A 12,471-nucleotide genomic window follows, 5' to 3' on the forward strand; every position below is an offset into this window, starting at 1 on the left:
TTATGTAAAGGGTTTTTTGTTTGGGTGCAGTAGTTAATCCCTAGTTAAACTTTTGTATAAGTGTAATCTTGTTAATATATCTCTTTATCTTTGATTAAACAGTATATATAATGCTAATACTTTTATACATCGTAGCAGGTTTACTTTTAATATTTAGTTTCTTATCCCTCATAAAAATTGACTATTGGGTGTTCCGCGTTTTTGATTATCCTCGTCTCCAGAAGCTTGTTGTATCCTCAATACTTTTTTTCCTATATATCTCCTGTTTTAAATATACCTATCTCCATATTACACTTATGTTCTTATTGGGATGTAATATATTATATCTTTTATTTCTCATTTTTCCATTTACAAGATTCGCTAAAAAGCAAGTATTTAAAATTACAACCAGTTTACCCGGCCAGGATTTAAGTATTATGATTGCCAATGTCTATCAGGATAACAGAAATACCGCAGGATGTCTAAACCAAATTTATAGCGCTGATCCCGATATCGTTTTGCTTCTGGAAGCTAATAACTATTGGTTTGAAAACACCGTTGATTTAAAGTCAAAATATCCATATAGTGTTGAAGTGCCCCTGGAAAATACTTACGGAATGCTGTTGTATTCTAAGTTAGAATTGTCGGATAGCCATATTGAGTATCTGGTAGAGCAGGATATCCCCTCAATACATACTAAAGTTAGTTTAAAGGACGGTACTAAAGTCCAAATTTATGCCGTGCACCCCACGCCCCCGGTTCCCGGCGAAAACCCAAGAAGTACCGAACGCGATAAGGAACTTTTGTTAGTGGCAGACCTCGCCAGAAAATCGCAATTGCCAGTGATTGTTATGGGTGACCTTAATGATGTTGCTTGGAGTTATACAACTGAACTGTTCTTAAAAATGAGCGGGTTACTGGACCCAAGAAGGGGAAGGGGCTTTTTTAATACTTTTCACGCGCATTATTTCTTTATGCGTTTCCCGTTAGACCATGCTTTTGTTGACACTAATTTTAAGCTTGTTGATATTAAAAGGCTGGATAATTTCGGTTCTGACCACTTTCCTATTTTTATTAAAGTACAGTATGAAAAACATGCCGACGAGGAGCAGAAAGCGCTTGAGCGGGATGTGGATGATATAGCCCTTGCTGCGGAAAAAAAACAGAAGATATAATTTTGTCAGCTTTTGTGATGTTTGCAGTACTCGCATACATCAAAAACGATGCACTCACTATGTTTTGGATTTGTAGGGCGGCAGGTTTCACGGCCCAAAAATGATATTGCCATACCTATTTCTCTCCACATATCTTTGGGTAAAGCCTCCATAAGTTCTTTTTCAATCTTATCAGCATTTTTACCTTTAGCAATGCCCAGCCTTGGCGCAACGCGTAATACGTGCAGGTCTACTAACATACCTTCAGCTTCCACACCGGCTTCCCGCATGATAACATTTGCCGATTTTCTTCCTACTCCCTTTAGTGCTGTCAGTTCCTTCATGGTGGTGGGGATGTTCTTGTCCTCTTTAACTTCAGAGGCTATATCCTGCAGCCACGAAATCTTATTACCATGAAACCGCACATCACTAATTGCCTCGGTAAGTTCGCTGGTATTAGCTTTTGCCAACGCTTTCATGTCCGGATATTTTTTAAAGAATTCCGGTGCAATTTTATTAATGTGCGCATCGCTATCCTGGGCACTAAGCACTACCATTACCAGCAATTGGTAAATATTTTTATAATCCAGCGGATGCGGTTTATTTTTATATTTTTCAATAAGTGGGCGTAATGCCTTTGGCCAGTCTGTTTGCATAAATAAATCCATATCAATAAAATTACGGATAATTTTTAAACGAAAACAGCCGCAAAAGTTAATTGCGGCTGTTTATATTTAGTCTCAAGTTACTCCCTAAAATCCACAGAGGCACTATTTACACAATACCGTTGCCCGGTTTCAGTAGGGCCATCATCAAAAACATGGCCCAGGTGGCTGCCGCAGTTGGCGCACAGTATCTCTACACGTTGCATACCAAAGGTATTGTCTTTAATATACTCTACCTTACCGGGAATTGACTCATCAAACGATGGCCAGCCACAGCCGGACTTAAATTTAGAATTGCTTTCAAAAAGTGGTTCGCCACAGGCGCCACAGCAATAGGTTCCTTTTTCAAAATGCAGGTTGTACTGCCCGCTGTGCGGAAATTCTGTCCCGGCCTGGCGCAGTATTTTATAACGTTCAAAGCCAAGCAATTCTTTCCACTCGGCTTCGGTTTTCTGTACAGGATACTTGCTCGATTTATTCATACTTGTAAGTTGAAAAAGCTGTTATTTTTTTGCCGGTATAAATTTAATGGAAACAGAATTGGTACAATACCGCTGTCCGGTGGTTTCCCGTGGCCCGTCGTTAAATACGTGCCCTAAGTGACCGCCGCATTTAGCGCATTGCACTTCGGTGCGTTCTACACCCAGGCTGCTGTCGTTAAGGTATACTACAGAGCCTTTTATCGGCTGGTCAAAGGAGGGCCATCCGCAGTGTGCATCAAATTTAGTATCGCTTGTAAACAGCGGATTGCCACAAGCAGCGCATACATAAGTTCCCTTCTCAAAAAACTTGTCATATTCACCTGTACCCGGCCTTTCTGTGTCTTTATTACGCAATACATCATACTGCATAGGGGTAAGCTGCGCCTGCCATTCGGCATCTGTTTTTGTTACCTCAAACTTGCTTTCGGCTTTTTCGGTTTTAGCTTTAGCGTCTTTTTTCTTTTCCTGCCCCTGGCACGACGTTAGTGTCAATATCATGGCGAGCATCATTACTATAGTTTTCATAATTGTAAAAAAGTTGTTATTTGTTTAATTACGGCTTTATCACCCAGTATTTTTCGGTGCCCAAGCCCTTTAGTAACAATAAGTGTAGCATTTTGAGGTGCCGGGCAATGTGGTAGGCCGCACTAACCGGCACATCCTCATCATCTTCATCATGCAATACCAATACAGGTATCTTAACATCCTGTGCAGCAATATACGCTGAATAATTATTTATGGTTTCGCCAACTTTCTTTTCAAAGCGTTTAATCATCCCGGTACCGGTTGCAACATTCATGCCGAGTTTTTGCCAAAAACTGTCCATTATATCCTTTACTATGTCGCCACTCCCTATAATTACCGCCCTATGCACCGTTAACCCTCTTTTAATGGCGTTAAGCAGCGCCATGGCACCCAGCGAATGGCCAATAGCAAACTCAAACGGGCCAAATTCCTGCTGTAGTTGAATTGCACAGGTTATAAATTCAGTCATATCGCTCCGTTTCCCGGTCGACTTTCCGTGTGCCGGCGCATCAAAGCTTATGGTAGAATACCCTTTTTCTACCAGCCTGTCGGCTATACTGCACAGCTGGGTACCGCGCCCGCTCCAGCCGTGTAGTAGCAGTACCTTTTTTGTGCTTTCGCCCAAAACATACACAGTAATGGTTTGACCTAATGGCTTTATAAAAACACGATGTTGCGTACTTTTTAGGTCCATTTGTATTTCACGCTTGGGCAATTTATGTTTTACTGGTGTGGTAAACAGGCGTATGGCAAATTTTATGGCGAGCTTAGGCGCCGTGGCTTCTAAAATTTTTACAGCCGCTGATATTGCGCGCGGCACTTTAGCATTACGGTTATATAAGGTGTGTGGTTGTGCCATAAAGTTTAATCTTACAAATTAAAATTACGGCAATTTACATATAAATTTGCAATGCGTGCATAGTTATTGTTTTAAGTATCATTAATTCAGTTTATTAGGTAATTATTTATTCACAATACTTTAACGTAAAGTAGATTTTTTTCAAAAAAAATTACCATTTTAATTCCCTAATTTTGACTAATACATAAAACACTTAAAATGAAAAAAACAATTATAACCCTGTTCAGTGCGCTGGCACTTACGGTTGCTGCCTGTAGTACAAACCCTTTTACGGGTAAGAAAAACCTTAACCTGGTGAGTAACAGCCAAATTTTTCCGTCGGCTTTTGCGCAGTATGATGAATTTTTGAAAGAAAACAAAGTTATTACCGGTACTAAAGACGCAAGTATGGTAACAAGCGTAGGACAAAAAATAAGGAACGCTGCCGAAAAATACCTTGCTTCAATAGGCCACACCGAATATCTTAATGGCTATGAATGGGAATATAAGCTGGTACAAAATCCCGAAGTAAACGCATGGTGTATGCCCGGTGGAAAAATTGTGGTCTATAGCGGCATATTGCCTGTAACAAAAGACGAAGCAGGCCTGGCCACCGTAATGGGGCATGAGGTAGCCCACGCCTTGCTAAATCATGGCGCCCAGCGTATGACTAACGATATGCTGGCACAGCTTGGCGCACAGGGTGTTGCCGTTGCTTCATCCGGCACGAGCCAGACTACACAGCAAATACTACAGCAGGCCTATGGCCTTGGCACACAGTTTGGGGCTATATTGCCTTTTAGCAGGGCCCATGAAAGCGAAGCTGATGCAGTAGGGCTTACGCTTATGGCTATTGCGGGGTACAACCCTGATAACGCGCTTTCATTCTGGCAAAGGATGCAGGCCAACTCTGGTGGCAGCGCACCACCGGAATTTATGAGTACCCACCCAAGCGGCACTACACGTATTAACAACATTACAAAAGAAATTCCAAATGCTAAGGCAAAGGCCGCTAAGCTGGGAGTGAAATATTAATTGATTTGTATAATTTTTGAATTACTTATCGTCGGCACTGCCTAAGGTTTAAAACCGACAGTAAATTAAAATTCCCAATTCAAAATTTAAAATAGTAAAAGCCATCCTTTGGGGTGGTTTTGTTTTTTAGCATAAGCGTAAAACTGAGTTTGCTGCATATTCAAAAAAATACCTTAGTTTTGAATTACAAACCACTTACTATATGGTACCATTAGAAAAAGGCAGCAAAAAATTACTTAACGCCTGGGCGTTTTATGACTGGGCAAACTCCGTTTACAGCCTGGTAATTGCTTCGGCGGTATTCCCAATTTTTTATGACGTTACATTTGGTAAAGGCACCATGGTTCCGATTTTTGGAACTGCCATGAAAAGCACCGCGCTTATGAGTTTTACCACAGCCTTTGCGTTCCTTATCGTGGCCTTTATATCGCCATTCCTGTCTGGTATTGCAGATTATGCCGGTAATAAAAAGAACTTTCTTAAAGCATTTTGCTACATCGGCGCCATAGCCTGTATAGGACTGTACTGGTTTAATAAAGAAAATATTTATTTTAGCCTGTTTTGTTACCTGCTGGGCCTCATTGGCTTTTGGGGCAGCCTTGTATTTTATAATTCTTACCTGCCGGATATTGCTTACCCCAACCAGCAGGACGCCGTAAGTGCAAAAGGCTATTCTATGGGATACATAGGTAGTGTAATTTTACTGGTGGGCGTGCTCGCTGTATTAATGAGTACACCGGATGAGGGTAAAATAGCTGTAATGCGCTGGTCATTTGTATCGGTAGGGGTGTGGTGGATAGTCTTTAGCCAGTATACCTACTTATATTTGCCAAAGGGAAGCAAAACAAATAAAGTAACCACCTCCGTATTATTTAACGGCTTTAAGGAACTGCGAAAGGTATGGGTGCAAATGGCCGATAACAAAACGCTTAAGCGCTACCTTTCGGCCTTTTTTGTTTACAGTATGGCGGTACAGACAGTAATGCTTGCGGCGACTTATTTTGGTGCCGAAGAAATAAACTGGCCTACGCCCGAGGCAAAAAGTTCAGGGTTAATTATCAGCATACTGTTAATACAGCTGATTGCCGTTTTAGGGGCCTTTATTACTTCAAGGCTTTCGGCTAAATACGGTAATATCCAAACGCTTATAGGTATCAATATCGTTTGGGCAGTAATATGTATGTGCGCTTACTTTGTTACAGAGCCTGTACATTTTTATGCTACCGCGGGTTTTGTGGGGCTGGTTATGGGAGGCATACAAAGCCTTTCGCGCAGCACCTACTCTAAATTTTTGCCCGAAACTACCGACACAGCTTCATATTTTAGCTTTTATGACGTAACAGAAAAAATAGGAATAGTAATAGGTATGCTGCTGTATGGCGCTATTGACCAGGCTTTTGGAAGCATGCGTTATTCAGTTGTGTTCCTTACGCTATTCTTTATAATAGGGATAGCACTTTTAACACGGGTTCCTAAAAAACCTTCGGTTATTTAATAAAAAATCTGTTATATTTGGTAAAACCTACAATTAACCTGAGTTTTCCATGAAAAAAGTACGCCTTTTTCCGGCCCTGGCACTAATTTTCCTTACCCTGTTAGGCGCATGTGATACCGAACCTATAGACAATGACCTGCTGAATGCGCAGCTTGATGACGATCCGGGGGATGGCGATGGCGATGGCGATACCGATGAGCCCGGCGTTTTTAAAGTAGACATTGACGGTACTAACTGGGTGGCTGCCACAACAAGTGTTGTATATAATGATGATTACCTTGCCATATCGGCAATTAAGCCGGACGGTACTTTCTTCCAGATAACAGTGCCAAACCCCCATGTGGGAACATTTGAATTTTCGGCAACCGAGCCCGACCCGTCATCAATGGATGGTTTGCTTGCCATGGCTTATATGGCACCGGGCGAAACCAGCGCTTATGTAGCAGCGTCTGATAACTGGGGTGAGTTCTCTGCATTTTCTGAGTATGTAGACACTGCAATTGTTACCATAACAGAAATTGATACAGAAAATGAAACCGTTACCGGTACTTTTGAGTTTACCGGAGCACATTTTATAATAGATACAGAAAATCCTGACCCTGAATTTCAGGAAATCGTGACCAAAACATTTACTAACGGCGTTTTTACAAACCTGTCTTACAGTGCTGTGCCGGTAACCCCCACCGATAACGTGCTTACAGTAAAACTTGATGGAGAAACGTTTACGCCAACCTCTGTTTCGGCCATAAGCCTTATGGGTAACATAAGCATAAGCGCCATGAGGGGCAGCGTAGAAACCATAGCCCTTAACTTTCCGCAAACCATTACCCAGGGCACCTATTCACTGGGCATGTTTACTTATATAGGCCAGTACAACTTAGACCAGACACCACAGGGCATTTTTTCGGCATCGGGGGGTACGCTTACCATTACCGGCCATGATACGGTAAACCACCATATAACGGGCACATTTAATTTTACGGCCGAATCTTTTACGACCGATGAAACCCACGAAATTACCAATGGCACTTTTGATGTACACTATTAAAAATATAGCCTAAAAATTATTACGAACCTCTGCATATTGGAGAGGTTTTTTTCTAAAAAAATCTTAAAATACTGCATTATCTTTAGGGTAATTAAATTATATTTGGCGCTTTAAAACCCGTCTTTATGAAAAACATAAAATTAATCTCATTTTTTTTACTGCTACTGACGTCGATGGGCCTTACATCTTGCGATACTGAACCCATTGACCAAAACATTGTAAACCAAAACCCCGATGACGATGGTGGCGGAGATGATGATGGTGGTGACGATGATGGCGGAGATGATGACGGCGGATCAACTAGCGGAGATTACTGGCCTTTTGCGCTTAATAACCAGTGGCAGTTTGAAAGCTCTGAGCCGCAAAATGATAGCCCAATGAAGATAATTGGAACAGAAACTATTGAAGGTACTCAATATTACCGTGTAAACCATTTTTTTCAGGCTTCAGGCACCGATTCACAAACCGGTACAGCTATTGTACTTCTTCGTAAAGATGGTAATACATGGTATGAAAGGGTTCAGGTAAATTTACCCAGTAATGAAGGTTTAGAAATTAACACATCGCCTTATGAACTCCCAATACTTAAAGACCTTGCGGTAGGGCAGACCTGGACACACAGCACCGCCCAGATAACAAGCTATGAAAGCGACCCTGATTTTCCTATTGAAATACCGGATGTCGTTACTGATATTGATATAGAAGGTACCGTGCTTGAAAAAGGCGTTTCTGCTACTGTAAACGGTACTGCATATACCGATGTTATAAAAATTAGATTTGATCAGGTGTTTACAACATATCCGGGCGAAGGCTTTCCTGATGTGGTTACCACCACAAGCACCGAAATATGGTTTGCTAAGAATATAGGCCCCATTCGCTCAGAAACTACCTTAGATACAGGTACCAGCCTTACAGAACTGGTTTCATATATAGTTAACTAATTAGTTACAATTAATATTATAATAAAATCGCCATTTTAAAATGGCGATTTTTTATTATACCCGTATCATAAAGTACACTTAGTATCATTCTGTCAAAAATTTTCTCCGGATTATAAATTTTCATGCCAAATATGGTCGCTTATAGATTAATAGCTATATTTGGCTTTTAAAACCATCGTTATGAAGAAAATAAAACTGCTGTCTGCTTTTTTTGTATTATTTACAGCTATAGGGTTTGTATCGTGCGATACTGAGCCTGTTGACCCATTATTGGTTAATGAAAACCCTAATGAGCCGCAACCGGCAAGTTTTGAGGTAGATTTTAACAACCAGACCTACCAGGCCACCACGGTACAGGCATCGGTAATTAATAACAGTATAATAATTTCGGCTGTACGGGCAGATGGGGCAACCTTTATGATAACCGTGCCCGGCACCACTACCGGCGAATATACAAACGCCACAATATTGTATACCCCGGCAATTGGGGGTACTGTAGTGTACGCTAATGATAGTGAAGAAGGGCTAAACGGCTCGGTAACGCTTACAACCATTAATACCACAACCCATACAATAACCGGTATTTTTGACTTTACAGGTATAGCCGAAGGGCAGCCTGATATAGAATTTAGCGATGGTATTTTTACTAATATTACATATACTGGCACTATTATCCCTGTGGAACCCGCCGGAGACCCGTTGTTTACCGTTAAGATTGATGGCGTTGAATATGTAGCCGACAGTTATCATGCTACCATAGGCAACGGCCTTATAACTGTTACGGGCCTAAGAGGTAATAATGGTGAATATGTTTCGCTTGTATTAGAAGGGACTACTGAGGGCGAATATCCAGAGTCGATACTTGCCTATTCCCCGGATGGCGATGAAGACAATGTGTACAGTAATATTTCGTTTGACGAAGAAGACACGGATATAGGTTCCGTTACGATTTCAGAGATAAATACGGCGGCACACACCATTTCGGGTACATTCCATTTTACGGGTTATCTTGAAGGCGCTGCCGATAAGAGTTTAACTGAAGGTACGTTTGAAAATATACCTTATACTGATGAAAATACTACACCTACGGAAGATGAGTTTACTGCAACTGTAGATGACACTGATTATACCTATGCCGGTGCCGACCTGATTGTAGCATTGGCTAACGACGACCAGATAAACATGCAGGCTTTTGGCGATGGCCACAAAATAAGGTTATTTTTAAATAACCCTACCGAAGGCAGTTATGCATTTAGTACAGAGATAGGCGCACCGGCCCAGGCATGGTTTACTGACGCTGAGGGTGTTGAACATGACATCAATAATGGTTCCATACTCGTTACCCATATAGACGAGTTTAGGATTGAAGGTACCTTTAGTTATGATGTGTTAGACGACAGCGGTGAAGTAATACACACTGTAACTGATGGGGTATTTAATGTTGAATACAATTGGTAAGTAAACGCTTTAAATAACATATTAAAATCCGCCCCGGCGGATTTTTTTATTGGCACAATCATTGTTTTAAAGCAATAGACGCCAGGTGGCTGAGACGGATAGGGGGCCTAAAAACTAAATTTACAGCACATTACGTAAGTATGCTGTAAGATTATCCGTATTTTTATAATGACATAATGACCTGAAATAGAACATGCCTAAACAAAAACATTTACATATTGACAATTTGTCATTCCAGGAACTGGATACCGATGCCGAATTAATTCCGCTGATGACACCCGAAGATGAGGAGGAAATGAATAACGAGGAACTGCCGGATGTGCTGGCCATACTGCCGCTGCGCAACATGGTGCTTTTTCCTGGTGTGGTAATACCCATTACCGCAGGCCGTGACAAGTCGATAAAACTGATTAACGATGCCAACGCGGGAACAAAAATAATAGGAGTGGTATCTCAAAAAGACGAGAGTGTAGAAGAGCCTTCGCCCGATGATATACATAACGTAGGTACGGTGGCAAAGATACTCCGCGTGCTTAAAATGCCCGATGGCAATACCACTGTTATAATACAGGGTAAAAAGCGTTTTGAGGTAGCCCAGGTAATTGCCGAAGAGCCTTACCTTAAGGCATCTATACGTGAGTTTAGCGAGGAGCGCCCCACAAAAGGTAACAGCGAGTTTGTTACCATTATCGATTCCATTAAAGACCTTGCCATACAAATCATCAAAGAGAGCCCTAACATCCCTTCTGAGGCTACTTTTGCCATAAAAAATATAGAGAGCGACTCGTTCCTGGTAAATTTTGTGTCCAGCAACATGAACCTTTCGGTTAAAGAAAAGCAGGACCTCCTGGCCATCAGCAGCCTCAGGGACCGCGCGCTCGAAACATTGCGGTACATGAACCTGGAGTTGCAAAAACTGGAGCTTAAAAACGACATACAAAGCAAGGTGCGCTTTGACCTCGACCAGCAGCAGCGGGAATACTTTTTGCACCAGCAAATGAAAACCATACAGGAAGAACTGGGTGGCGTAAACCACGACCAGGAGGTTGAGGAAATGCGCCAGAAGGCAAAAGCAAAAAAATGGGATACAAAAACAGGGCAGCAGTTTGATAAAGAACTATCTAAGCTGCAGCGCATGAACCCACAGGCGGCAGAGTATGGCATACAGCGCAACTATATAGAGTTGTTGCTCGACCTGCCGTGGAATGAGTTCAGCAAAGATAACTTTGACCTTAAACGTGCCGACAAGGTACTGCACCGCGACCATTACGGCCTTGACGATGTTAAAAAACGCATTATAGAGTACCTCGCAGTGCTTAAGCTGCGCAATGATATGAAAAGTCCCATACTGTGCTTATACGGCCCTCCGGGGGTGGGTAAAACCAGTATAGGTAAATCGGTTGCCGAGGCGCTGGGCAGGGAGTACATCCGTATTTCGCTGGGCGGCCTGCGTGATGAGGCAGAAATTCGCGGCCACCGCAAAACCTACATTGGCGCCATGCCGGGACGCATCATCCAGAGCCTGAAAAAGGCGGGCACCAGCAACCCCGTTTTTGTGCTTGACGAAATAGATAAACTGGGCGTTAGCAATATGGGCGACCCATCTTCGGCGCTACTGGAAGTGCTGGACCCCGAGCAAAACAAAGAGTTTTACGATAATTTCCTGGAGCTTGGGTTTGACCTTAGCAAGGTAATGTTCATCGCTACCTCTAATAATATGGCTACCATACAGCCCGCCCTGCGCGACCGTATGGAGGTAATAAGCATGACCGGTTATACAATAGAGGAAAAAACCGAGATAGCCCGCAAGCACCTTGTGCCTAAGCAAATTAAAGAACACGGCCTTAGCCCTAAGGATGTAACCATAGGCAAAAAACAGATAGAAAAAATTGTTACTGGCTATACCCGAGAAAGCGGTGTGCGTGGCCTTGAAAAACAAATAGCCAAAGTGGTACGCAACGTTGCCAAATGCATAGCCATGGAAGAGGAGTACAACACCAAACTTACGGATGAGGATATTATAAAAATACTGGGTGCGCCAAAAATGGAGCGCGACCGTTATGAAAATAATGAAGTTGCCGGTGTGGTAACAGGCCTTGCCTGGACCAGCGTGGGGGGCGACATATTATTTATAGAATCAATTTTAAGCAAAGGTAAGGGTACCATGACCATGACGGGTAACCTGGGCACGGTAATGAAAGAATCGGCCACGCTGGCGCTGGAATATATTAAGGCCAATGCTGAAGAGCTGGGCATACCATCCGAAATTATTGAGAAATATAATGTACACATCCACGTACCGGAAGGCGCTACACCTAAAGACGGCCCAAGTGCGGGTATAGCCATGCTTACCTCGCTGGTGAGCAGCTTTACGCAAAGGCGTGTTAAGAAAAACCTGGCCATGACGGGCGAAATCACACTGCGTGGTCGCGTATTGCCCGTAGGGGGCATTAAGGAGAAAATACTGGCTGCAAAGCGTGCCGGTATTAAAGAGATTATTTTGTGTGTTGAAAACAAGCGGGATATCGACGAAATAAAGGCCGATTACCTTGAGGGGCTAACGTTTCATTACGTACGCTACATGCACGAGGTGTTGAAGCACGGCCTTACCGATGAGAAGGCTAAGAATGCCAAGGTATTTTAAGAAAAGGTCCTGAGGCGCTTAGATTCTGAGTTATTGAGGTGATAGCTCCGCTTATCCTGGCGCGTCATTGCGAGCGGAGGACGGAGCGCGGCAATCTCATAAGGATTCGCTACATGTTAGTTCCCTTATGAGATTGCTTTGTGCCTCGGAATGAACTGTGTTTATATGCAAGATAAATTTAAGTTATTTTCATTGTAATATTTTTTG

At 42.5% G+C, this 12,471-nt stretch carries 11 protein-coding genes; 7 read left to right on the plus strand and 4 right to left on the minus strand.

What is annotated here, in order from left to right; genetic code table 11:
* Positions 1-296: 296 nt before the first annotated feature.
* The gene (locus ACLI09_RS17645) at positions 297-1,154 is read left to right on the plus strand and encodes an endonuclease/exonuclease/phosphatase family protein (protein WP_411420970.1); all 858 of its coding nucleotides are present in this window, start codon (positions 297-299) and stop codon (positions 1,152-1,154) included.
* A 5-nt stretch (positions 1,155-1,159) separates the two neighbouring features.
* On the opposite strand, the gene ACLI09_RS17650 is transcribed toward ACLI09_RS17645, so the two are convergent.
* From ACLI09_RS17650 to ACLI09_RS17665, 4 genes are all read right to left on the minus strand, one after another.
* Positions 1,160-1,801 carry an endonuclease III domain-containing protein gene (locus ACLI09_RS17650; RefSeq protein ID WP_411420971.1) on the minus strand — a complete coding sequence of 214 codons (642 nt, stop codon included), beginning with the start codon at positions 1,799-1,801 and terminating at the stop codon, positions 1,160-1,162.
* Positions 1,802-1,878: 77 nt separating this feature from the next.
* Positions 1,879-2,280 carry a peptide-methionine (R)-S-oxide reductase MsrB gene (gene msrB, locus ACLI09_RS17655; protein WP_411420972.1) on the minus strand — a complete coding sequence of 134 codons (402 nt, stop codon included), beginning with the start codon at positions 2,278-2,280 and terminating at the stop codon, positions 1,879-1,881.
* Between the two features lie 21 nt (positions 2,281-2,301).
* Positions 2,302-2,805, minus strand: coding sequence for a peptide-methionine (R)-S-oxide reductase MsrB (msrB, locus tag ACLI09_RS17660; RefSeq protein ID WP_411420973.1), 504 nt, complete (start codon positions 2,803-2,805; stop codon positions 2,302-2,304).
* Positions 2,806-2,833: 28 nt separating this feature from the next.
* Positions 2,834-3,664, minus strand: coding sequence for an alpha/beta hydrolase (locus tag ACLI09_RS17665; protein ID WP_411420974.1), 831 nt, complete (start codon positions 3,662-3,664; stop codon positions 2,834-2,836).
* Between the two features lie 198 nt (positions 3,665-3,862).
* Between ACLI09_RS17665 and ACLI09_RS17670 the strand changes: the two genes are divergently transcribed.
* The 6 genes from ACLI09_RS17670 to lon all read left to right on the plus strand — a co-directional run bounded on the left by ACLI09_RS17670 (position 3,863) and on the right by lon (position 12,264).
* Positions 3,863-4,678: a M48 family metallopeptidase gene (locus ACLI09_RS17670; RefSeq protein WP_411420975.1), complete on the plus strand. Its 816-nt coding sequence runs from the start codon at positions 3,863-3,865 to the stop codon at positions 4,676-4,678.
* Positions 4,679-4,880: 202 nt separating this feature from the next.
* A complete protein-coding gene (locus ACLI09_RS17675; RefSeq protein WP_411420976.1) occupies positions 4,881-6,173 on the plus strand; it encodes an MFS transporter in 1,293 nt (430 codons plus the stop codon).
* A 49-nt stretch (positions 6,174-6,222) separates the two neighbouring features.
* Positions 6,223-7,221: a DUF6252 family protein gene (locus ACLI09_RS17680; protein WP_411420977.1), complete on the plus strand. Its 999-nt coding sequence runs from the start codon at positions 6,223-6,225 to the stop codon at positions 7,219-7,221.
* A 125-nt stretch (positions 7,222-7,346) separates the two neighbouring features.
* A complete protein-coding gene (locus ACLI09_RS17685) occupies positions 7,347-8,162 on the plus strand; it encodes a hypothetical protein (protein WP_411420978.1) in 816 nt (271 codons plus the stop codon).
* 180 nt (positions 8,163-8,342) lie between these two features.
* Positions 8,343-9,620, plus strand: a complete 1,278-nt coding sequence (locus tag ACLI09_RS17690; protein WP_411420979.1) for a DUF6252 family protein — start codon at positions 8,343-8,345, stop codon at positions 9,618-9,620.
* 193 nt (positions 9,621-9,813) lie between these two features.
* Positions 9,814-12,264 carry an endopeptidase La gene (gene lon, locus ACLI09_RS17695; RefSeq protein WP_411420980.1) on the plus strand — a complete coding sequence of 817 codons (2,451 nt, stop codon included), beginning with the start codon at positions 9,814-9,816 and terminating at the stop codon, positions 12,262-12,264.
* Positions 12,265-12,471: the final 207 nt, after the last annotated feature.

Origin of the sequence: Flavobacterium sp. RHBU_24, from assembly GCF_046613695.1 — a bacterium.
GTDB lineage: Bacteria > Bacteroidota > Bacteroidia > Flavobacteriales > Flavobacteriaceae > Flavobacterium.